Raw genomic sequence first — 19,875 nt, 5'->3', positions numbered from 1 at the left:
CAGCCGCGAGGGCTCGCGCGGCTCGCTGTCGCCCGAAAATCTCCGATTTTCGGGATGACGAGACGCCGGAGGCGTCTCGAACCACGCGCTTCAGTCGCTCGCGTTGCTCGCTCCTTCCAGTGCTTGCGTCGCCGTGCTTCGCCCTCGCGGCTGCCCCTTTGAGTCCCAGCCTGCCCAGCACAGCACCGCAGCCTCACGCCTCCCCAACCTCGTCGGCCGGCCTCCGCTTCGCTCCGGCCGGCCGACTCCCTCGCGCGGTGCTGTTCGCGCCCTCCGGGCGCTCACAGGCACGCGCCACCGCAGTTATTTATAAATAAACGTCGCGGCCCTCGGATCTATTTATAAATAGACGTTCGCGATCGGCGTCGTCTGTCCGACCCGATCGGTGTCGCGACCCGCCCGTTTATCAGGGTGGAACCGGGAGGGTTACGGGATGAGTTCGGGGGGTAGTTCCGGCGCGAGCGGAACGGACGAGGCCGGCGGCGGCGAGTCGGAGAGCGGCGCGAACGAGTTCGACTTCGCGGCGCCCGCGACCGACCAGTCGTTCGAGAACGCGCTCGCGAAGGCCCGCGACGGCGCCCGGCTGACGGTCGCCGACGCGACCGAGCTGCTCGCGACCGGCACGGCGTCGTCGGGGATCGACCCCGTCCGCAAGGAGGCGGTGTTAGAGGCCGCGGACCGGCGCCGGGCCGAGGAGGTCGGCGACGAGGTCACCTTCGTCGCCAACCTCAACAACAACGTCACCACGGCCTGCAACACCGGCTGCCTGTTCTGTAACTTCAAGGACTCCGCGCACGCGTTCGAGGCCGACAGCGACGTCGAGCACGCGGGCTTCACCAAGCCGCCGGCGGAGTCGCGCGCGGTCGTCGAGGACGCCCTCGACATGGGAATTTACGAGGTGTGCTCCGTCTCGGGGCTCCACCCGGCGTTCGCGCTGAACGAGGAGCACCACGAGGTCCTCGCCGCGCACGACGACCCCGCGAGCGAGGTGAACTACAAGCCGCCCGAGCGGTACGCGACCGACCCGGGGACGTACGTCGAGCAGATGGCGGCGATGTCGGTCGGCGGCGTCCACCTCCACTCGATGACCCCGGAGGAGGCGTACCACGCCAAGCGCGGCACGGACTGGGAGTACGAGTCAGTCTACCGCGAGCTGGCCGAGGCCGGGCTCGACTCCGCGCCGGGCACCGCCGCCGAGATCCTCGTCGACGAGGTCCGCGACGTGATCTGCCCGGGGAAGATCCGCACCGACGACTGGGTGGCCGCGATGGAGGGCGCGGCCGCCGCCGGCCTCGACGTGACCTCCACGATGATGTACGGCCACGTCGAGACGGTCGCCCACCGCGCGCAACACCTGAAGGTGATCCGCGACCTCCAGGACCGCACGGGCGCGATCACGGAGTTCGTCCCGCTCTCCTTCATCCATCAGAACACCCCGCTGTACCGCCGGGGAGTCGTCGACTCCGGGCCCTCGCGCGCCGAGGACGAGCTGGTGGTCGCGGTCGCGCGGCTCTTCTTGGACAACGTCGACCACGTCCAGGCCTCGTGGGTGAAGTCGGGCGACGCCCACGGGCTCAAGCTGCTCAACTGCGGCGCCGACGACTTCATGGGCACCATCCTCTCGGAGGAGATCACCAGCCGCGCGGGCGGCGAGTACGGCGAGTACCGCTCGTTCGACGACTACGTCGAGATGATCGCGGCGATCGGCCGGACCCCGGTCGAGCGCTCGACGGACTACCGGACTCGGCGCCGCATCGACCCCGACGACGGTCCGCACGGCCCGCGGCTCGGCCCGCGCGCCGACGGGACCCCGATGCTCCCGGACCGCCCGTCCGGCGGCGAGGGGGCCGGGAGCGACGCCGCCGGGACGCCGCCCGCCGACGCCGACGACTGAGTCGGGGAGGTCGACGGGACGCCCCCGGTCGGACCGGTCGGCGACCGAACAGGTTCGTCCGATCGGCGCCGGCTCCCAGCGAGTGGGAACCGCCGGTGTCTCCTTTATCGTGGTACACGTTCCCACGTGTGAGATGCCCGCACCAGACGCACAGCCGGCCGACCGCTCGGCGGAGAGTTCCGAGGCTGCCGACGAGAAGGCGCTCGACCCGGACCGCCCGTCCCTCACGCGCTCCGACGAGCGGCTGCTCTCGTACCTCGCCGACGTCGGCGCCGACTATCAGGCGTTCGTCGCCGGGAACACGGGCCTCTACGACGACCACGCCGAGTCGCGGCTGACCGCGCTGGCGGACGCCGGGCTCGTCGAGCGCGTCTCGGGGGAGGCGGTGTTCCGGATCACCGACGCGGGGCGGGCGGCGCTCCGCGACGACTGTCCCCGCTGGTCGGACTGAGAAGGGTCTGCGGGGTCGAACCCGACGTCCGTCTATCGACCGAGCTCCTCGTGCGCCGACGAGAGGTGTCGCGAGCCGAGCGCCGCGAGCAGGGAGAGCTCGCCCGCGAGCGCGCAGACCGCGATCGACTCCGCGAGCGCGTCGGCGTTGCTCCCGGCCGGGTCGCCGCCGCCGGCGACGCCGAGTATCTCCAGGCTCGCCCGCTGGGTCGGGAGCTTCGTCCCGCCGCCGACCGTCCCCACTTCGAGGCTCGCCAGCGAGACGGAGACGTAGAGGTCGCCGTCGGCGGTCGTCTCGGCGGTCGTGATCGCGTTCGCCCCCTCCACGACCTGCGCCTCGTCCTGCCCGGTCGCGAGGAACATCGCCGCGACCGCGTTGGCGACGTGGGCGTTGAACCCGAGCGCGCCCGCCTTCGCGGAGCCGACGAGGTTCTTCCGGGTGTTGATCTCGGCGATCGCCTCGGGGGTCGTGTGGAGGCGCTCCTCGACGACCTCGCGGGGGACCGTCGCGTCCGCGACGACCGAGCGCCCGCGCCCCTCGACCGCGTTGATGGCGGCCGGCTTCTTGTCCGAGCAGAGGTTCCCCGACAGCGCGACGAGCGAGGCGTCCGTCTCGTCCTCGACGGCGTCGCAGGCCTCGCGCGTCGCGATGGTGGCCATGTTCATCCCCATCGCGTCCTTCGTGTCGTAGCGGAAGCGCAGGAAGACGTTGTTGCCGACGACGTACGGCGTCACGTCCAGCAGCTCGCCGTGGCTCGTCGTCGACTCCGCGGCCTCGCGCAGCGCGGGGACGTTGTCGCGCACCCAGTCGACGAGCGCCTCGGCCTCGGCGACGCCCGCGACCCGGAAGACGGGCGCGCGGGTCATCCCGCTCTTCGTCACCCGTGCGGTCGCGCCGCCGGCGTCCTCGACGACGGAGCAGCCGCGGTTGATCGACGCGACCAGGGCGCCCTCGGTGGTCGCCAGCGGCAGGTAGCGCTCGCCCGAACTCGCGCCGCCGTCGATCGTCACCGGGCCGGCGACGCCGACCGGGACCTGAACGCCCCCGAGGGTGTTCTCGATGTTCGAGCCGTGGACCGCGTCGGCGTCGAACGCGTACTCGCCGAGCGGGTCGAGGTCGGCGTCCGTCGCCTCCGCGACGAGCAGCCGGCGCGCGGCGGCCGCGGCGTCGGCGTCCGCGTGGTCTTCCAGCTCGTGGAAGCGGAGGTCGCCGTCGCGGACCCGAGTCGCGAGGTCCGCGGGAGTCGGTTGCGACATGCCGCGTTCTCCTCGCGGCTGGCGCTAATTACTGTCGGTTCGGTGGCCTTCGAGGGCCGCGCGGAGCCGACCGGGCGGCGAGGAACGACCGCCTACCGGCCGACGAACCCGGAGAGCCGCTCGCGGAGCGACTCGCCGCCGAGCTTGAGGTAGTAGGCGTCGCCGCCGTCCTCGTAGTAGTCGTCGATGCGGCGTATCACCTCGAAGCCGAGGTGTTCGTAGAAGCCCAGTGCCTGCCGATTGGTCGTGCGGGCGTGGCAGGTGACCGAGCGATGGTTCTCCGCGATGTCGGCGACCAGCCGCTCCGCGTGGCCGCGGCCGCGGTGGTCGGGATGGACGGCGAGAAAGAGGATGTAGCCGTCGCGGCGCACTGAGGCGAACGCGACGAGCCGGTCGTTCTCGACGAGCAGGTGCGCGGTCGACCGGCGGTACGCGTCGACGAAGAAGCCGCGTCGCTGTCGGAGGACGCCCTCGGCGGACCGAATTTGCTCTTTGAGTTCCCACGCGGCGGTCGCGTAGTCGGACTCGCCGGGGGGGTCGGTCCGCTTCTCGACGTTGACGCTCACTGCGATGACCTAACACGCGGGCGGAATATAACTCCACCGCCAGCGGGGACCGTTGCGGCCGGCAACGCCGCCGGAGAGATCCGTTGCGGGCGGTTAACTCTCTCTCGACGGGTCGGCGCCCGCGCTCGCCGAACGAGACCGTCACGGGTCGAGCCCGACGGAAACGATTTTGTCGCGGTCGCGCGTGACACCGAGTAATGACCGACGAGTCGTCGGGAGTCGAGCTGCTCCGACGGGCCTTCCTGACCGGCATCGCCGTCATCGTTCCCGCCGTCATCACGCTGGCCGTCCTCGCGTTCGCGTTCAACGCGGTGTACGACTATCTCGACGCCTTCTCGTCGGCGATCGTCGCCGTGTCGCCGGGGGACGGGCTGCCGGTGGTCGGCGCCGTCTCTCGCGAGGTCGCGATCGAGATCGCGACGCCGGTCGTGTTCGTGGCCGCAATCCTCCTCATCGGCGCGGCCGTCGAATCCTCGCGGTACGGAGAGCAAGCCGTCGCCTACGTCGACTACGCCGTCGAGCGGGTTCCGGGCGTCGGCTCCGTCTACCAGGGGTTCCGGCAGATGAGCGACGCCATGCTGGAGTCGGACGGCGGGAACTTCCGCGAGGTCGTCCTCGTGGAGTTCCCGACGGCGGAGGCGTACACGCTCGCGTTCGTCACGAGCGAGACGCCGGCGGCCATCGCGGACCACGCGGACAGCGGGGGCGAGGGGATGCGGACGCTGTTCATGCCGATGGCGCCGAACCCGGTGATGGGCGGCCACGTCGTCTTCGTCCCGGAGCGCCGGATCGTCGACGTCGAGCTGACCGTCGACGAGGGGATCCGCGCGCTGGTGACGAGCGGCGTCGCACTGGAGGAGGTCGCCGCCGACATCGACGACGTCGACCCGGAGGACCTCCGAACCGAGGCGCCGGAGCGGACCATCGACGCCCGGTTCCAGACCGACGAGCGATCGGAGAGCGCCGAGGGGTCCCGTGACGGGACCCACGAAGGGAACGGCGAGCGATGAGCTACGAGCTCCGCGACCACACGGCCGACGTCGCCGTCGAGGCGACGGCCGACACCCTCTCGGGGCTGTTCGCGGCGGTCGCGGACGGGCTCGCGGCCGCGAGCGCGGAGTCGGTGCCGGAGACGGGAGGTGACCGGTTCGAGTTCGAAGTCGCCGCCGAGGGCCGCGAGGCCTTGCTGTTCGACTACCTCGACCGCCTGATCTACGAGCGCGACGTGCGGCTCGTCCTCCCGGCGGACCACCGCTGTTCGGTCGTCGAACCGGACTCCGCGGCTCCTCAGAACCGGACTGCGGACCCCGGTGAGTGGCGACTCACGGCCAGCGCGCGCGGCGTCCCCCTCGACGCGGTGGCCGCCCGGGAGGTCAAGGCGGTCACGTACTCGGAGATGGCGCTTGAACGGAGGAGAGACGAGTGGTACGCGTACGTCGTCTTCGACGTGTGAGGGCGCGACGACAGTCCGAACGGCGGTTGTGATAAACCGTTATGTTTGTCGAGTGCGTTGGTAGCGTATGTCACACTCAGACCGAAGCGACGGGAGCGAACCGGCGGTCGCGGGTCGTCGCTGGCGGGCAGGGGCGGGCTCCGGGCTCGCCGCCGGCGCGGCGATGGGCGCCGTGTTACACTTCGGGCTCGGGCTCATGCCGACGATCGGCGCGCTGATCGGGGTCGAGACGGTCCTCGCGGGCTGGGCCGTCCACCTGTTCAACAGCACGCTGTTCGGCGCGCTGTTCGTCGCGCTCTTCGACCGGCCCTTCTTCGCGGAGCTTCGCGGGGACGTCGGCGGGTGCCTCTCGCTCGGCATCATCCACTCCGCGCTGCTCGGCGTGCTCACCGGCGGGCTGCTGTTGCCGGCCGCGATCGCGATCGAGGGCGCCACCTCGCTGCCGGTACCGACGCTCCCGGTGCCGGGGCTCACCGCGGGCTTCGAGTTCGGCGTCGTCATCGCGGTCGCCCACCTCGTGTACGGCGTCGTATTGGGCCGAGTCTTCGCCGCGTTCACCCTCGCTGAGGGCGCAATCGACTGGCTCCCGATCGACGCGGTCGACCGGTAGGAATCGGCCGAGAGCGGTCCCGGAGACTCCTCCCGTCCCCCGCCCGCTGACGCAACGCCCTTGCCGCCTCGTGTCGAAGTGCGTCGCATGACCACGCGCGAGTTCGACGGGATCCGGTTAGAGAAGGTACGCGAACACGTCTGGGAGATCCCCCGCGAGGGCGAGATGAACGTCCCCGCGCGGGTCCTCGCCAGCGAGAACCTGCTGGAAGAGATCGGCGACGACGACTCGCTCCAGCAGCTGAAGAACGCGACCCACCTGCCCGGGATGGTCGAGCCCGCGCTCTGTATGCCCGACGGCCACCAGGGGTACGGGTTCCCCGTCGGCGGCGTCGGAGCGATCGACGCCCGAACCGGCTGTATTTCGCCCGGAGCGGTCGGATACGACATAAATTGTGGTGTAAGAATGGTGAAAACTAACCTCACCTACGACGACGTCCGCGGCCGCGAGGAGGAGCTCGTCGACGCGCTGTTCGAGGCCGTTCCCTCGGGGCTCGGCGGCGGCGGCGTGATCGACGGCACCGCCGACGCGATCGAAGGCGCCCTCGAACGCGGCGTCGAGTGGGCGGTCGAGGAGGGGTACGGGATCGAGAGCGACCTCGCGCGCTGCGAGGACGAGGGGCGACGCCCCGACGCGCGCCCGGAGTACGTGAGCCAGAAGGCGATGGACCGCGGGCGCAACCAGATGGGGTCGCTCGGCTCGGGCAACCACTTCCTCGAAGTTCAGCGCGTCACGGACGTGTTCCGCGAGGACGTCGCCGAGTCGTACGGGCTCGAAGAGGACGGGATCGTCGTCCTGATCCACTGCGGGAGCCGCGGGCTCGGCCACCAGACCTGCAACGACTACCTCCGGCGGATCGAGCAGGAACACGCCGACCTCCTCGACGAGCTGCCCGACAAGGAGCTGGCGGCCGCGCCCGCCGGCTCCGAGCTGGCCGAGGAGTACTACGGCGCGATGGGCGCGTGTATCAACTTCGCGTGGGTGAACCGTCAGCTGATCACCCACCAGGCCCGGAAGACGTTCGGCGAGGTGTTCGACGCCGACCCGATCGAGGACCTCGGGATGGAGCTGCTGTACGACGTGGCGCACAACATCGCGAAGAAGGAGACCCACGAGGTCGGCGTCGACGCCGAGGGGCGGCCCGCCGTCGGCGACGAGGCCGTCGACCGCGCGGAGCGCGAACTGTACGTCCACCGCAAGGGCGCGACGCGGGCGTTTCCCGCGGGCCACGAGGACGTGCCGGAGACCTACCGCGGGGTGGGCCAGCCCGTCATCATCCCCGGGAGCATGGGCTCGGGCTCGTACGTCCTCCGCGGCGGCGACGAGTCGATGTCGGTGTCGTTCGGCTCGACCGCCCACGGCGCCGGGCGGCTGATGAGCCGGACGCGGGCGAAACAGGAGTTCTGGGGCGGCGACGTCCAAGACGACCTCGCCGACGGTCAGCAGATATACGTGAAAGCGCAGTCCGGCGCCACGATCGCTGAGGAGGCGCCCGGCGTCTACAAGGACATCGACGAGGTGATCCGCGTCAGCGACGAGCTGGGGATCGGCGACAAGGTGGCGCGCACCTTCCCCGTCTGTAACATCAAGGGGTGACCACGCCCCTCGCTCCGCGCCGAGCCCGTCTCCGCCGAGCGCTTATATCGGATGCCGCGGCCACGTCGCACCGAGATGGCCGACCACTCGCGGAACGGTAGCTCGTCCGAAACGGTCTCCAGACGCTCGGTCCTCGGCGGGGCCGCCGCCGTCACGGGCGCCGGCCTCACCGGCCTCGGCGGCCTCGTCGCGTCGAGCCGGCCGGCGGCGGCGATCGACGGCGACCCGGCGGCGTTCGAGGCGGGCGACGCGCCGACGGTCACGAGCAACGACGGACGGATCGAGTCGGTGTACCTCTCGCCCGTCGTCGAGGTGTCGTGGAGCGACTTCTCCGACGGCGTCGAGCGCGTGACGCTCATCCTCGCCGTCGGGAGCGACGCCGGCGTCGACGAGGTGTATCGGGAGACCCTGACGGCCGCCGACCCCGACGCGACGCCCGGCGACGTCGCGTCGGTCGGGCGGCCCGAGAGCGACCGGTCCGACGCCGGGCCGGACGCGCCGCCCGACTTCGGCGCGGTCGACGGCGCCCTCACCGCGCGGTTCGAGCGCGCAGACGCGACGGAGCGCGGGGACGCCGTGACGAGCGAGTCGCTGAGCGCGCCCGAGATCGGCGGCGGCGAGACGGCGACGACGACGCTCGACGTCGTGTTCCGCGCGGACGTCGCCGGCGGCGGCGACGAGGCGACCGTCGTCCGCACGACGACCGTCGACGTCGCGGTCGAGAATCCCGACGGGGACGCGACCGCGGGCGGCAGCGTGGGAGTCGACGCCGCGTGACGCGAAGCGCCGCGGCGGGGCGGCGACCCGCTACCGCTCCCGTTTCGCTTCGCGGCCGAGGTGTTCCTCGACGGCCGCGACCTTCTCCGCGGCGGTCCCGTCGCTCGTCCGCTTGTCGTCGACCTTGAGGAACGTCGAGATGCGGTCGCCGTCGACCGCCTCGTGGGCGGCCGCCGCGGCCGCGAACAGCGTCTCCGCGTCGTCGGCCTCGATCACGGTGCCCATCGGGTTCGTCTCGTAGCTCACGTCGAGGTCGTCGAGCGCGGCGACCGCCTTCGCCACCTCCTCGGCCATGCTCCCCTCGATCACCGGCGCGACGCTCAACAGTGCGATGGCTGTCATACGCGCGAGTGCGCCGCGAGGCCACTTAAGCGGTCGCGGGGACGGCGGCCCCGCGGCCGCGGCCGGCGCCGCGAGGCGTCACTCAAGCGCGTCGCGCAGGAAGGAGAGCTGGTGGCCGACCGCGCCCTCGAAGTCGTCGCCGAGCACCGAGAAGTGGTCGGCGGGCATCGTGACGACGGTGCCGCGCGAGAGCCGCTCGCCGGCGGCCGCGACCGAGTCGGCGTCGACGATGGCGTCGTCGGTCCCCGCGAGCAGCAGCGTCGGGGCGTCGATCTCGTCGAGCCGCGTGACCGGGCGGTAGCCGACGAGTCCGAGCAGCGAGCGCGCGGGGGTCTCGTTGCGCCACGCCGACTCGCGGTCGACGAGGTCGATGTACTTCCGCTTCGTCCCCGGCTCGGTGATCGCCGCGCACTCCTCCGCGCCGCCGACGATGGGGACCGTGCGGCCGCGACCGATCCGGTGGCCGAGCAGGTCGCGGAACCCGGCGGCACCGGAACGGAGGAGGTACCGCCCGCCGCGACGGGCGGCGATGGCGCGGCCGTCGAGCATCGGGACGAGCCCCACGACCGCGTCGACGTCGCGGCGCTCCGCGGCGAGCGTCAGGACGTGCGCGGCCGACAGCGACGCCCCCCATAACACGAGGTCGTCGCCGGCGTCGTCGACGCGGGCCGCGCGGTCGATCGCTCCCTCGTACGCCGCGCGCTGACGGGCGAGGTCGACGACCTGCGAGTCGCCGTCGGAGTCGCCGAACTCCGGGTGATCGAAGAGGAGCGCGGCGTGGCCCGCGTCCGCGAACCGCTCCGCGACGGCGGGGTAGCCGAAGGTCCGCTCCGCGCCGAGCCCGGGCGCCATCACGACGACCGGGGAGTCGTCCGCGTCGCCGCCGGGCAGGTACAGCGTCCCGCGACAGGTCTCGCCGTCGACGTCGAACGCGACCGCGCGGGTGGCGAACCGCTCGCGGGCCGGGCGGGCGAGGCGGCGCTGCGCGCGGTTGACCGGGTCGCGGCGGGTCACCGGTCGGCCTCCGGGTCGGGTTCGGACCTGTCATCGCCCTCGTCGCCGTTCTCGGCCTCGTGGCTGACGGTCTCCAGCACGCGGGTCGAGAACTCGGTCTCGGAGATCTCGTAGCTCATGAGCGCCTCGAACCACTCGGCCTCGGCGCGCCAGGTGCCGAGGACATCGCCGGGGGCCCGGACGACCGTCCCCTCGACGCGCACGGGCTCCCACTCGTCGGCCTCGGCCTGGTCGATGAGCGCGTTGAGCGCGCGCCCGATCTCGCCGCGGTGGATCTCGCGGCCGGGGAACGCGGTCATGTACGTCAGCTCCAGCGGGTCGCCCTCGTCGATCGCCTCGACGCTGACGCCGTAGCTCCTGAGTTCCGGCTCCAGATCGGCCGTCCGCTCGTCGCCGGTCATACCCGATCCGTCGGCGGGGCGGGATAAATCGGTACCGGCACGCGACGGCACCGCGGCTGGCGGGAGAGAACGCGATCGAAAGCCGCGGACGGGGAGCGACCGCCGAGTGGCGGCCGCGGTTGGGTTGTCAGAGGCACACGATTGTCCCGCGCGGCCGGTCGATAGTAATCCGCGGAGTGATATAAACGCTCGGGCCCGGGTATCATTTATGCGGCTCCCGTTCCTGTGTCGAGTCACATGCTCACCGCGGCCGCGACGGCGCTGACGCGAACCGACGACACCGCGGGCGTCGTCCTCGTCGGCGGGTCCGTGACCCTGTTGGGGTGGACCCTCACGGCGCTGTGGCTCGGCGGTGTCCTCTTCGTCAGCCCCGCGGTCGCCGTCGCGGCCCCGGTCGCGCTCGCCCCGTCGCTCGTCGCGCGCGGCTACTACGTCCGGGTGACGCGGGCGGCGATCCAGACGAGGGACTCGGCCGGCACGCCGTCGCTCGTCGCCTGGGGCGAACTGGTCAGGGACGGCCTTAAGTCGGCGCTGCTGTCGGCGGCGCTGCTCGCCCCGCTCGCGGGCGGCCTCGCGGTCGCCGGCGGCGCCGTCGCCGCGCTCGTCGCCGGTCCCGTCGATCCGGAGTCGACCGCGACCGCCGTCGAATCTGCTCTCGGTCCGAACGGCCCGGCCGCCGTCGCGGTCGTCGCCGCCGGGGTCGTCGCCGCGCTCGTCGGCGCGTACCTCCTCGCGTTCGCGTACGTCCGTCCCGCCGCGCTCGCCGCGTTCGCCGCGTCCGGGCGGCTGAGGGATGGACTGAACCCGCGGACCGTGGCCCGCGTCGCCGCGACGGGCCCGTACGCCACCGGCTGGACGCTCGCCGTCGGAGCGCTCGCGGTCGGGTACGCCGTCGCGGCGCCGACGGCGCCGCTGGTCGTCGGCGTCGCGCTCGCCTTCCTCGTCCGGGTCGTCTCGCACGGCCTCTACGGACGCGGAGCGGCGGACGCGCTGCGAGAGGGTTCGACGCGGGACGCCGCGGCGCGGCCGTCGGTCCGGACGGACCGCGACGCCGCGCGCTCCGGGAGCCGAGCGGCTCGCCGCGCGGATGCGACTCGCCGCGAGGACGCGAATCGCGGCGCGGGCGCCGCTCGTGCCGTCGACGCGACCCGGGAGATCGGTCGCGCGAGAAACGACCCGCCGGCACCCGTCGTGTCGGGCGACGGCGGGCGGCCGATGCGGAGCGAGCCGCCGGCCGCGGTTCAGGTCGGCCGCGACGTTCCGGTCGCTGACCGGCGAGACCGGAGCGACGCTGCCGCCGCCACCATCGAGGACGGCAGCGATCCGGCCGGCGGCTTCGAGTGGGGGCCGTCGCTCGCCGACGCGGAAGGCAAGCGTTGATACGGCCGCGAGCGAACGCCCGGGCATGCGCATCTCCGAGCGGGGGTACGGCGAGGAGGGCCGGGAACGGCTCACGCTGGTCCCCGAGAACGTCGACGACCTCTGGCACCTCGCGCACGTCCTCGAACCGGGGGACCTGGTCGAGGGCGACACCACCCGACGGATCCAGCGGAACGACGACCAGATGCGAGACACCGGCGGACAGCGCGAGCACATCTTCGTCACGCTGGAGGTGGAGGACGTCGAGTTCGCGCGGTTCGCCAACCGGCTCCGGGTCTCCGGGATCATCGTCGGCTGCTCGCGGGAGGACCAGCTCAACGCCCACCACACGCTCAACGTCGAGGAACACGACGAGATCACCGTCGAGAAGCACTTCAAGCCGGACCAGACCGAGCGGCTCCAGGAGGCGACGGAGGCCGCGGAGAATCCCGACGTGGCCATCGCGACCGTCGAGGAGGGCGCGGCCTACGTCCACACGGTCCAGCAGTACGGCACCGAGGAGTACGCCTCGTTCACGAAGCCGACCGGGAAAGGCGAGTTCTCGCGGCCGCGCGAGGAGCTGTTCGCGGAGCTGGGCGAGGCGCTCGCGCACCTCGACGCCGACGCCGTGATCCTCGCCGGGCCGGGGTTCACCAAACAGGACGCGCGCGACTACATCGACGAGGAGTACCGTGACCTCGCCGACCGGGTCACCACGGTCGACACCTCCGCCGCGGGCGACCGCGGCGTCCACGAGGTCCTCAAGCGCGGCGCGGTCGACGAGGTCCAGAAGGAGACGCGCATCTCGAAGGAGGCGAGCCTCATCGACGAGCTGACCGAGAACATCGCCAAAGAGGAGAAGGCGACGTACGGCCCGGACGACACCGCCGAGGCCGCCGAGTTCGGCGCGGTCGAGACGCTGCTCGTCGTCGACGAGCGCCTCCGCACGGAGCGGCAGGGCGACGGCGACTGGGACATCGACGTCAACGAGGTGATCGAGTCGGTCGAGCGGCAGGGCGGCGACGTGGTCGTCTTCTCCTCGGAGTTCGCTCCCGGCGAGCAGCTCGCCAACCTCGGCGGCATCGCCGCAATCTTACGCTACCGACTCCAGTGAGCGGCTGACAGTCGACGTGCGGTGGCGCGTGCCTGCGAGCGGCCGCCATCGGCGGCCGCGAGTCAGCACCGCGCGAGGGAGTCGGTGGCGGTCGAGCGAAGCGAAGACCGCCACCGACGAGGCTGGGGAGGCGTGAGGTGCTGTGCGGAGCGGTGTGGGGCGGGACTCGAAGGGGCAGCCGCGTGGGCGGCGCAGGCGACGTAAGCACTGGAAGGAGCGAACGGAGTGAGCGACTGAAGCGCGCAGCGAGCGTGCGCCGCCCACGCGGCTGGGGCTTCGGCGGTCGTGTTCGTGTCGATCGCTGGTTTATAAGGAGCGTTGTCATACAGCCGAGCGGCTGGAGTTCCGGCGATCGTGTTCAAGTCGGTGATCGCGTATCGTCAGGAGTCTGGGGCTTCGGCGGGCTCGGCCCGCGGGCCGTCCGCAACGAAACCGGTCACGTATCGCGGCCGTGACCTTATCAGAGCGCGTCGCCAACTCCGGATCGATGGCGGACCGATCCGGCGGTGACGAGCGCGTCTCGACGACCGCCGACCGCGAACGCGCCAATGACGCCGACGACGATCCGATCTCGGACGCCGACCCCCTCCCCGACGACCTCGACGACGCGGGCGTCGACGAGGAAGTGAAGCGCCGCCTCCGCGAGGCGTATCTCAACGACGAGGAGAACGCGCTGATCGTCACCCGGGTGCGCTCCGTCGGCGACCGCGTCGCCGTCGAGATGCGACCGCCGCACGGCGACGCCACCCACACCGAGCGGTTCGACGCTCCTCGGGACGGATCCCTTCAGGAGTCCGAGGAATTCCTCGAATTCTTGGAGGCCGCGGGCGTCTCGCCGCTCGACGTCGACGAGCTGGTCGGGACCCGCGTGCCCGCGACGTACGACCCGGAAACGGGCTGGAAGGTCGACGCCGCGTACCGCGGCGAGTCCGAGGTGGAAAGCGAAAACCGGCTCGCGGCGGCCCGCGACTGGCTGTGGACCTACCGCGCGTGGCTGCTCGCCGCGCTGCTCGTCGGCGGGGAGCTGGCGTTCGTGGCCGTGATCATTCTGTTGTACGGGTGACCACGGGCGGCGCCGGAAGTTGAAGTGACGGGGAACTCTATCGAACCGCATGGTCCGACGCTCCGAGACCTGCCCGAACTGCGGACACAGCTTCAGCTACAACGCGGCGACCGGCACGGGCCCGACGGAGTTCTTAAACGAGGGGCAGTGTCCGAACTGCGGCCACCACGTCAGGACGCCGCCGGGGACGTGAGCCTGCGGCGGCGCCAGTGACGTGAGCGGGCGACGGCGGAATGCGGACCGGCTCAGTAGACCGGGTCGTAGTCGTCGCACACCTCGGCCATGAACGCCTGGTGGACGGTGTCGACGTGCTTGCTCGCGGTGCTCTCGTGGTCGCGAGTCCGCCAGATCCGCGCGACCGCCTCGGCGTGGGTCGTGAGCGACTCGTAGTCGACCGCGTGGGCGTTCAGGACGTGGTCGAGGACCGCGGCGAACTCGCTCTGTAGCTGCGGGTCGGGCTCGCCGTCTGCCTCGCTCTCCGCGAGGCGGATCGCGGCGTTCTCCAAGTGCTCGACGTCGGACTCGAACGCGGCGGTACGGTCCATGCCCGTCGAGTGCGGGGCCGAGGGTTACTTCCCCCAGAACGGGTCCCGCTTCCGGCGCGTCTCCAAGTAGCCCTGAAGCGCCTCGCGCTCGTCGGCGGTGATCTCCTCTTTTAACTCCTGTTCGAGGATCTTCGCGTGCTTCTCGGGCACCTCGGTCCAGAGCGTGTCGCCCTCCTCGATGTCCCGGCCGACGGTCGGCCCGTCGATGGCGATGCTGACGCGCTCGCCGGAGCGCGCCTCGTCGACGTCCTCGCCCTGCTTTTGAATCCCGGAGAGGCCGCCGACGCGCTCGAACTCGTTGCCCTCGAAGTAGCCGACGTTGCGGTTGTTCTGGAGCGTGCCGGAGATGATCTCGACGCCGACGACCGCAGGGTCGTTCTGCCGGAACGTGTGGTCGGGGAGGATGCGGAAGCGGGCGGGGCGCACGACCTTGTCCAGCACCGTCTCCTGTTGCGCGCGCTGCTTCTCCTCGACGTAGCGCTCGTAGTCCTCGACCAGCTGGTAGATGACCTCGTTCTTGAACAGCTTCACGTCGGCGTTCTCCAGGTCCGACTCCGCGTTCTGCAGGAGGTCGACGTTGAAGCCCAAAATCGCCTTGTGTTCGTCCTGGTTCGCGGTCTCGGCGACCGCGATGTCGCGCGGCGCGATGTCGCCGACCTCGGCGCGGAGGATCGGGACCTCCGCCTCGCGGAGTGCGTTCGCCATCGCCTCCAGCGAGCCGAGGGTGTCCGCCTTGACGACGACGCCGTTGTCGGCGGTCTCGACCTCGATCTCCGCGAGCTCCGCCTTCACCTCCTCGACGACCTGGTCGACGGTGCGGTCGCGGACGACGCGCACCGGCGCGCCCGCCATCGCCTGATCGAGGTCGGGCGCGGCGATCTTCACGCCGGCCGCGGCGGCGACCTCGCCGACCTTCTCGAACTCCTTCTCCGTGCGGATCTCCGCGAGCGGCCGCGGGCGGAGCAGCGCGCGGATCTCGGTGACGATCGGCTCGTCCTGCCCGCCGACGACGACCGTGTCGCCGTTGCGGATCACGCCGTCGTAGACGACGGTGTCGACGGTGGCGCCGAAGCCCCGCTCGTCTTTCACTTCGAGGACCGTCCCCTCGCCCGGGCCGGTGACGTCGATCGCCATCTCCTCTTTCATGAACCGCTGGGAGAGGCCCATCAGGACGGTGAGCAGGTCCGGGACGCCCTCGCCGGTGAGCGCCGACAGCGGGACGACGCCGATGTTCTTCTGGAAGTCCTGGACGCGCCAGTAGAGGTCGGCGGAGAAGCCGGCGTCGGAGAGCTGGCCGATGATCTCGTAGAGGTTCTCGTCGAGCATCGACTTCGCGCGCTCGGACTGCGCCTCCATGCTCCGCTGGATCGGCTCGCCGTCCTGCGGGTTCCAGCCGGGCGTCGTGTCCACCTTGTTGGCGGCGACGACGAAGGGGGTCCCCGTCCGGCGGAGGATGTCGATCGCCTCCTCCGTCTGCGGCTGGAAGCCGTCGTTGACGTCGACGACGAGCACCGCGATGTCGGCGAGCGCGCCGCCGCGGGCGCGCAGCGTCGAGAAGGAGTGGTGCCCCGGCGTGTCGATGAACAGCAGGCCGGGGAGGTCGAAGTCCGACGGGTCGATCAGCTCGCCCGCCATCCCGGAGATGGTGTCGAGCGGGATGTCCGTCGCCCCGATGTGTTGGGTGATCGCGCCGGCCTCGCCCTCGCTGACGGCGGAGCCGCGGATCGTGTCGAGCAGGCTCGTCTTGCCGTGGTCGACGTGGCCCAGCACGGCGACGATGGGGGTTCGCAGGGTGTCCGCGTGTGTGTGGTCGGTCATATGTGATCGCCCCGAGAAGGTTATACCGACTGTTCCGCCCGGGCGTCAGTTAAGCCTTTCAAAATGCCGCGACGAACCCGAACGGCGAGCGCGCGATCCGCGGCGGCGAGCGCGATGTCCGCGTCCGTCGTCCGTCCGGTGACGAACGCGCAACCGCGTCCGTCACCCGTCCGACGCCCCGTGGCGTTTAATACCGTCGCCCGGGACCGTGGGGGTATGGTCGACATCCTCGCGGAGAACCTCTCCGGGAAGGCGGTGATGAGCTCCGACGGCACGGAGCTCGGGGACCTGTACAACATCACGATGAATCTCGAGTCCGGGGAGCTGAACCACCTCCTCGTCAGCCCGCACGAGCAGCTCAGGCCCGAGCGCGTCGACTTCGACGTCGACGAGATGGGCCGGCTCCGCGTCCCGGTCGCGAACGTCCAGGCGGTGAAAGACTACATCGTCGTCGCCCGCTGATGCAAGTCCTCGACTCGTCCGCGTTCATCCACGAGTACACGACGAACGACGACGTGGTCTCCATCCCGGCGGTCCACGACGAGCTCACCGGCGAGGTCGCGCTCCGGTTCGACGCGATGGAGGGCTCCGGGATGACCGTCCACGTGCCGGCGCCGGAGGCGGTCGACCGCGTCCGCCGCGCCGCGAAGGGGTCGGGCGACGCCGCGGAGCTGTCCGACACCGACGTCCGGCTGATCGCGACCGCGCTGGAGCTCCACGCGACGCTCGTCACCGACGACTACGCGATGCAGAACGTCGCCGAGCGGCTCGACCTCCCGGTCGAGGCCATCGCCCGCGACGGCATCTCCGAGGAGCGGGAGTGGCGCTTCCAGTGCGTCGGCTGTAACCGCACCTTCGACGAGGACAAGGAGCGGTGTCCGATCTGCGGCAGCGACCTGACGCGGAAGAATCCCGCCTGAACCCTTTCTCGACGCTTCCCGCGGAACGCGTCCCGAGTGAGAGCGGTTCACGCCCCACCGACCGATTGAACAGGCGCCCCGCGGATCCTCCGGCATGAACGCCTTCGAGGAGCTGTCGCCGGACGCGCTCCGGGCCGGACGGGCGGACGCGCTCGACGACGCCGTCGCGGCGGCGCTGGCCGCCCACCCGCTCGACGGGGTCGAGACCGAGTACCCGCACTACCGGGGGACCGTCGAGCGGCCGGAGGCACCGCCGCGCCCCGCGGAGGAGCACCCCGTCTTCTACGGGTGTTTCGACTGGCACTCGGCCGTCCACAGCCACTGGGCGCTCGTCCGCGCGCTGCGGCTCGTCCCGGACCACCCGGACGAGGCCGCGATCGCAACCGGCATCGACGAGCGGCTGACCCCCGAGAACGTCGCTAGCGAGGTCGCGTATCTGGATGAGAACCCCGGCTTCGAGGAGCCGTACGGCTGGTCGTGGCTGCTGCGGCTCGCCGCCGAGCTCGCCCTGTGGGACGACCCGCGCGCCGACGCGTGGCGCGAGACCCTCCGCCCGCTCGAAGACCGGGTCCGCCGCGGGACCCGCGAGTCGTTCCTCGAGGTCGACCGCCCGCACCGCGTCGGCGCCCACGGCAACACCGCGTTCGCGCTCGCCGGCGTCCTCGACTACGCGCGGGTCGTCGGCGACGCCGACCTCGAATCGGCGGCGGCGTCGACCGCGCGCCGCCTCTACGTCGACGACGACGCCGCGGTCGTCGGCGCGGAGCCGGTCGGCTGGGACTTCCTCTCGCCCGCGCTGACGGAGGCGGACCTCATGCGCCGCGTCCTCGACCCCGACCCGTTCGCGGCGTGGCTCGACGGCTTCCTCCCGGACCTCGCCGCGCCGCCGCACGACGCGCTGCGGTCGCCGGTCGACGTCGAACCGGAGGCGGGCGACGGCGCCGCGATGCATCTGATCGGCCTCAACGTCTCCCGCGCGTGGTGTCTCGCCGGGCTGGCCGACGCGCTGGCGGGGCGAAACGGCCCGGCGGCGACCCGGCTTCGCGAGCCGCTGGAGGCGGCGGCGCGCCGCCACGCCGAGGCGGGGGCCGCGGATGTGCTCACCGACGACTACGCGGGCTCGCACTGGCTCTCGTCGTTCGCCCTGTACCTGTTGACGCGGAACGAGGGCGGGATCGCGCCGGGTGCGGTCTAATCGGCTCCCGGCGAGTCCCGCGCGTCGCCGTCCACCAGGTCGGGCGCGTCGCGCTCGGCCGGGGCGGCCCCGTCGCCCTCCGCGATGCCGAGCGCGTCGTCGGAGAGGTCGCTCCCGTCGAGCCGCGGGACGCGCTCGCGGAGCCGGGCGGCCGCGGCGCGGGCCTCCGCGAACTCCACCTCGGCGAGCGCGCGCACTAAGGCGGCGGCCCGCTCCGCCCGGGCGCGCTGCCACGACTCCTCGCGCGACTCGTAGGTGCGGATCGCGCGCAGGAAGTCGGCCTCGGAGAACTCCGGCCAGTAGGGCGCACAGAAGTAGACGGCGGCCTCGTTGCCGTTCGCGTGCCACGGAAGGAAGTTCGAGGTCCGCTCGTCGCCGCCGGTGCGGACGATCAGGTCCACGTCCCGGATCGGGCGGTCGTACAGCCGGGACTCGACGGTCTCGACGTCGACGTCGTCGGGGTCCATCTCGCCGGCGTCGACGTCGCGGGCGATGGCGCGCGCGGCGTCGAGCAGCTCGGTCCGGCCGCCGTACGCCAGGGCGACGTTCAGCGTGAAGCGGTCGTTGCCGGCGGTGCGCCGCTCCGCGTACTCGACCGCGTCGCGGACGCGCGGCGGGAGGCGAGGCACGTCGCCGATCGCCCGGACGCGGACGCCCTGCTCGTGGACGCGGTCGGCGTCGGCGAACTCGCGCAGCTTGCGTTCCAGCAGATCGAAGAGCGGTTCCAGCTCCTCGTCCGGGCGTTCGAAGTTCTCGGTGGAGAAGGCGTAGAGGGTGAGCTCGGAGACCCCGAGGTCGGCGCACCAGTCGAGGACGCGCTCGGTGGTGTCCGCGCCGGCGCGGTGGCCCTCGGGCGCGTCGTCGCCCTGCTCGCGGGCGTACCGCCGGTTCCCGTCCTGGATGACGGCGACGTGGTCGGGCACGTCGTCGATCTCGCGGCGGAGGTGTCGCCGGTACGCGCGCCCGACGAGGCCGCGGAGTCGGTTCAGCATCTTCCCTGACTCAGACGGCCGAGCGGTATGTACTTTTATCCTCCGGCCGGTCCTCCGGCCCGCAGATGGAGGCCGCCTACGTCTTCCGCGTCGCCGTCCGGCTCGACCCGCCGGAGGCCGCGAGCGTCGACCCCGCTCGCTTCGAGACGACGATGGAACTCGCGGCGAGCGAGCCCGGAGCCGGCGGCTGGCTCTTCTTCCGCGACCGCCTGTGGCGCGGCGAGATCGGCGACGAACCGGCGTTCCGGCGACTGGCCGAAGAGCGGCTGGGCATCGAGGACGCCGCGAACGTCGAGGTCGCCGCCGCCGACTTCCGAGAACTCCGCACCGACGAGGCCTACCTCGACGCGCTGAAAGACGCGATCGCCGCGGATCTCGACCGGTTCAACGCCGACTCGGTCGACGAGGCCCTCCGCAAGTACCTCGGCTCGTCGGTCCACGTCCGGGACTGAGTGGGCGGCCTCGGAGCCGGACGATCGGCACGCTCCGAACCCGCAACGCACTTGCCC

Annotated in this window: 23 protein-coding genes; 15 read left to right on the top strand and 8 right to left on the bottom strand. The window is 71.7% G+C overall.

Going from position 1 to position 19,875, the window contains the following annotated elements:
- Positions 1-433: 433 nt before the first annotated feature.
- Both cofH and CPZ01_RS11865 read left to right on the top strand, forming a co-directional pair.
- A complete protein-coding gene (cofH, locus tag CPZ01_RS11870) occupies positions 434-1,894 on the top strand; it encodes a 7,8-didemethyl-8-hydroxy-5-deazariboflavin synthase subunit CofH (protein ID WP_096395341.1) in 1,461 nt (486 codons plus the stop codon).
- Between the two features lie 133 nt (positions 1,895-2,027).
- Positions 2,028-2,345, top strand: coding sequence for a DUF2250 domain-containing protein (locus tag CPZ01_RS11865; RefSeq protein WP_096395339.1), 318 nt, complete (start codon positions 2,028-2,030; stop codon positions 2,343-2,345).
- A gap of 32 nt (positions 2,346-2,377) precedes the next feature.
- Here the strand turns inward: CPZ01_RS11865 and hmgA are convergent, their stop codons facing one another.
- Complete coding sequence (gene hmgA / locus CPZ01_RS11860) at positions 2,378-3,601, bottom strand: hydroxymethylglutaryl-CoA reductase (NADPH) (RefSeq protein ID WP_096395337.1); 1,224 nt, start codon at positions 3,599-3,601, stop codon at positions 2,378-2,380.
- Positions 3,602-3,693: 92 nt separating this feature from the next.
- Positions 3,694-4,167, bottom strand: coding sequence for a GNAT family N-acetyltransferase (locus tag CPZ01_RS11855; protein ID WP_096395335.1), 474 nt, complete (start codon positions 4,165-4,167; stop codon positions 3,694-3,696).
- 197 nt (positions 4,168-4,364) lie between these two features.
- Between CPZ01_RS11855 and CPZ01_RS11850 the strand changes: the two genes are divergently transcribed.
- The 5 genes from CPZ01_RS11850 (at position 4,365) to CPZ01_RS11830 (ending at position 8,603) form a co-directional block, all read left to right on the top strand.
- A complete protein-coding gene (locus CPZ01_RS11850) occupies positions 4,365-5,177 on the top strand; it encodes a DUF502 domain-containing protein (protein ID WP_096395333.1) in 813 nt (270 codons plus the stop codon).
- Positions 5,174-5,620: an archease gene (locus CPZ01_RS11845; protein WP_096395331.1), complete on the top strand. Its 447-nt coding sequence runs from the start codon at positions 5,174-5,176 to the stop codon at positions 5,618-5,620. The genes CPZ01_RS11850 and CPZ01_RS11845 overlap by 4 nt, the downstream gene beginning before the upstream one ends.
- 67 nt (positions 5,621-5,687) lie before the next feature.
- Complete coding sequence (locus tag CPZ01_RS11840; protein ID WP_096395329.1) at positions 5,688-6,230, top strand: hypothetical protein; 543 nt, start codon at positions 5,688-5,690, stop codon at positions 6,228-6,230.
- Positions 6,231-6,317: 87 nt separating this feature from the next.
- Positions 6,318-7,826: an RtcB family protein gene (locus tag CPZ01_RS11835; RefSeq protein ID WP_096395327.1), complete on the top strand. Its 1,509-nt coding sequence runs from the start codon at positions 6,318-6,320 to the stop codon at positions 7,824-7,826.
- A 75-nt stretch (positions 7,827-7,901) separates the two neighbouring features.
- Entirely contained in the window at positions 7,902-8,603 is a 702-nt protein-coding gene (locus CPZ01_RS11830; RefSeq protein WP_096395324.1) for a hypothetical protein, read from the top strand.
- A gap of 30 nt (positions 8,604-8,633) precedes the next feature.
- On the opposite strand, the gene CPZ01_RS11825 is transcribed toward CPZ01_RS11830, so the two are convergent.
- The 3 genes from CPZ01_RS11825 to CPZ01_RS11815 form a co-directional block, all read right to left on the bottom strand.
- Complete coding sequence (locus CPZ01_RS11825) at positions 8,634-8,945, bottom strand: thiamine-binding protein (RefSeq protein WP_096395322.1); 312 nt, start codon at positions 8,943-8,945, stop codon at positions 8,634-8,636.
- A gap of 78 nt (positions 8,946-9,023) precedes the next feature.
- Positions 9,024-9,959 carry an alpha/beta hydrolase gene (locus CPZ01_RS11820; RefSeq protein ID WP_096395320.1) on the bottom strand — a complete coding sequence of 312 codons (936 nt, stop codon included), beginning with the start codon at positions 9,957-9,959 and terminating at the stop codon, positions 9,024-9,026.
- Positions 9,956-10,360 carry a hypothetical protein gene (locus tag CPZ01_RS11815; RefSeq protein ID WP_096395317.1) on the bottom strand — a complete coding sequence of 135 codons (405 nt, stop codon included), beginning with the start codon at positions 10,358-10,360 and terminating at the stop codon, positions 9,956-9,958. The genes CPZ01_RS11820 and CPZ01_RS11815 overlap by 4 nt, the downstream gene beginning before the upstream one ends.
- A gap of 237 nt (positions 10,361-10,597) precedes the next feature.
- Between CPZ01_RS11815 and CPZ01_RS11810 the strand changes: the two genes are divergently transcribed.
- From CPZ01_RS11810 to CPZ01_RS15050, 4 genes are all read left to right on the top strand, one after another.
- The gene (locus tag CPZ01_RS11810; RefSeq protein WP_096395315.1) at positions 10,598-11,740 is read left to right on the top strand and encodes a DUF4013 domain-containing protein; all 1,143 of its coding nucleotides are present in this window, start codon (positions 10,598-10,600) and stop codon (positions 11,738-11,740) included.
- Between the two features lie 25 nt (positions 11,741-11,765).
- Entirely contained in the window at positions 11,766-12,833 is a 1,068-nt protein-coding gene (locus CPZ01_RS11805) for an mRNA surveillance protein pelota (RefSeq protein WP_096395313.1), read from the top strand.
- A 487-nt stretch (positions 12,834-13,320) separates the two neighbouring features.
- Positions 13,321-13,896 (top strand): hypothetical protein, encoded by a 576-nt coding sequence (locus tag CPZ01_RS11800; RefSeq protein ID WP_096395311.1) that lies wholly within the window; start codon positions 13,321-13,323, stop codon positions 13,894-13,896.
- 49 nt (positions 13,897-13,945) lie between these two features.
- The gene (locus CPZ01_RS15050; protein WP_017344249.1) at positions 13,946-14,089 is read left to right on the top strand and encodes a CpXC domain-containing protein; all 144 of its coding nucleotides are present in this window, start codon (positions 13,946-13,948) and stop codon (positions 14,087-14,089) included.
- 52 nt (positions 14,090-14,141) lie between these two features.
- On the opposite strand, the gene CPZ01_RS11795 is transcribed toward CPZ01_RS15050, so the two are convergent.
- Both CPZ01_RS11795 and infB read right to left on the bottom strand, forming a co-directional pair.
- Positions 14,142-14,441, bottom strand: a complete 300-nt coding sequence (locus tag CPZ01_RS11795; RefSeq protein WP_096395309.1) for a hypothetical protein — start codon at positions 14,439-14,441, stop codon at positions 14,142-14,144.
- A 24-nt stretch (positions 14,442-14,465) separates the two neighbouring features.
- A complete protein-coding gene (gene infB, locus CPZ01_RS11790; protein ID WP_096395307.1) occupies positions 14,466-16,259 on the bottom strand; it encodes a translation initiation factor IF-2 in 1,794 nt (597 codons plus the stop codon).
- Positions 16,260-16,475: 216 nt separating this feature from the next.
- Between infB and CPZ01_RS11785 the strand changes: the two genes are divergently transcribed.
- The 3 genes from CPZ01_RS11785 (at position 16,476) to CPZ01_RS11775 (ending at position 18,374) form a co-directional block, all read left to right on the top strand.
- On the top strand, positions 16,476-16,721 hold the full coding sequence (locus CPZ01_RS11785) for a PRC-barrel domain-containing protein (protein WP_017344246.1): 246 nt from the start codon (positions 16,476-16,478) through the stop codon (positions 16,719-16,721).
- Positions 16,721-17,179: an NOB1 family endonuclease gene (locus tag CPZ01_RS11780; protein WP_096395305.1), complete on the top strand. Its 459-nt coding sequence runs from the start codon at positions 16,721-16,723 to the stop codon at positions 17,177-17,179. The genes CPZ01_RS11785 and CPZ01_RS11780 overlap by 1 nt, the downstream gene beginning before the upstream one ends.
- 94 nt (positions 17,180-17,273) lie before the next feature.
- Complete coding sequence (locus CPZ01_RS11775; RefSeq protein ID WP_096395303.1) at positions 17,274-18,374, top strand: DUF2891 domain-containing protein; 1,101 nt, start codon at positions 17,274-17,276, stop codon at positions 18,372-18,374.
- On the opposite strand, the gene uppS is transcribed toward CPZ01_RS11775, so the two are convergent.
- A complete protein-coding gene (uppS, locus tag CPZ01_RS11770) occupies positions 18,371-19,366 on the bottom strand; it encodes a polyprenyl diphosphate synthase (protein ID WP_096395301.1) in 996 nt (331 codons plus the stop codon). The genes CPZ01_RS11775 and uppS overlap by 4 nt on opposite strands.
- 65 nt (positions 19,367-19,431) lie before the next feature.
- Between uppS and lwrS the strand changes: the two genes are divergently transcribed.
- Positions 19,432-19,818, top strand: a complete 387-nt coding sequence (lwrS, locus tag CPZ01_RS11765; protein WP_096395299.1) for an LWR-salt protein — start codon at positions 19,432-19,434, stop codon at positions 19,816-19,818.
- The last annotated feature ends 57 nt before the right edge of the window (positions 19,819-19,875 follow it).

The organism is Halorubrum trapanicum (assembly GCF_002355655.1).
Lineage (GTDB): Archaea > Halobacteriota > Halobacteria > Halobacteriales > Haloferacaceae > Halorubrum > Halorubrum trapanicum_A.
This window is presented reverse-complemented; position numbering and strand designations above follow the sequence as displayed.

Coding starts and splice junctions, on each gene's coding strand:
- CPZ01_RS11840 (WP_096395329.1), top strand. CDS start 5,688: ATGTCACACTCAGACCGAAGCGACGGGAGCGAACCGGCGGTCGCGGGT.
- CPZ01_RS11810 (WP_096395315.1), top strand. CDS start 10,598: ATGCTCACCGCGGCCGCGACGGCGCTGACGCGAACCGACGACACCGCG.
- cofH (WP_096395341.1), top strand. CDS start 434: ATGAGTTCGGGGGGTAGTTCCGGCGCGAGCGGAACGGACGAGGCCGGC.
- CPZ01_RS11825 (WP_096395322.1), bottom strand. CDS start 8,945: ATGACAGCCATCGCACTGTTGAGCGTCGCGCCGGTGATCGAGGGGAGC.
- hmgA (WP_096395337.1), bottom strand. CDS start 3,601: ATGTCGCAACCGACTCCCGCGGACCTCGCGACTCGGGTCCGCGACGGC.
- lwrS (WP_096395299.1), top strand. CDS start 19,432: ATGGAGGCCGCCTACGTCTTCCGCGTCGCCGTCCGGCTCGACCCGCCG.
- CPZ01_RS11815 (WP_096395317.1), bottom strand. CDS start 10,360: ATGACCGGCGACGAGCGGACGGCCGATCTGGAGCCGGAACTCAGGAGC.
- CPZ01_RS11785 (WP_017344246.1), top strand. CDS start 16,476: ATGGTCGACATCCTCGCGGAGAACCTCTCCGGGAAGGCGGTGATGAGC.
- CPZ01_RS11830 (WP_096395324.1), top strand. CDS start 7,902: ATGGCCGACCACTCGCGGAACGGTAGCTCGTCCGAAACGGTCTCCAGA.
- CPZ01_RS11805 (WP_096395313.1), top strand. CDS start 11,766: ATGCGCATCTCCGAGCGGGGGTACGGCGAGGAGGGCCGGGAACGGCTC.
- CPZ01_RS11780 (WP_096395305.1), top strand. CDS start 16,721: ATGCAAGTCCTCGACTCGTCCGCGTTCATCCACGAGTACACGACGAAC.
- infB (WP_096395307.1), bottom strand. CDS start 16,259: ATGACCGACCACACACACGCGGACACCCTGCGAACCCCCATCGTCGCC.
- CPZ01_RS11865 (WP_096395339.1), top strand. CDS start 2,028: ATGCCCGCACCAGACGCACAGCCGGCCGACCGCTCGGCGGAGAGTTCC.
- CPZ01_RS15050 (WP_017344249.1), top strand. CDS start 13,946: ATGGTCCGACGCTCCGAGACCTGCCCGAACTGCGGACACAGCTTCAGC.
- CPZ01_RS11795 (WP_096395309.1), bottom strand. CDS start 14,441: ATGGACCGTACCGCCGCGTTCGAGTCCGACGTCGAGCACTTGGAGAAC.
- CPZ01_RS11775 (WP_096395303.1), top strand. CDS start 17,274: ATGAACGCCTTCGAGGAGCTGTCGCCGGACGCGCTCCGGGCCGGACGG.
- CPZ01_RS11850 (WP_096395333.1), top strand. CDS start 4,365: ATGACCGACGAGTCGTCGGGAGTCGAGCTGCTCCGACGGGCCTTCCTG.
- CPZ01_RS11835 (WP_096395327.1), top strand. CDS start 6,318: ATGACCACGCGCGAGTTCGACGGGATCCGGTTAGAGAAGGTACGCGAA.
- CPZ01_RS11845 (WP_096395331.1), top strand. CDS start 5,174: ATGAGCTACGAGCTCCGCGACCACACGGCCGACGTCGCCGTCGAGGCG.
- CPZ01_RS11800 (WP_096395311.1), top strand. CDS start 13,321: ATGGCGGACCGATCCGGCGGTGACGAGCGCGTCTCGACGACCGCCGAC.
- uppS (WP_096395301.1), bottom strand. CDS start 19,366: ATGCTGAACCGACTCCGCGGCCTCGTCGGGCGCGCGTACCGGCGACAC.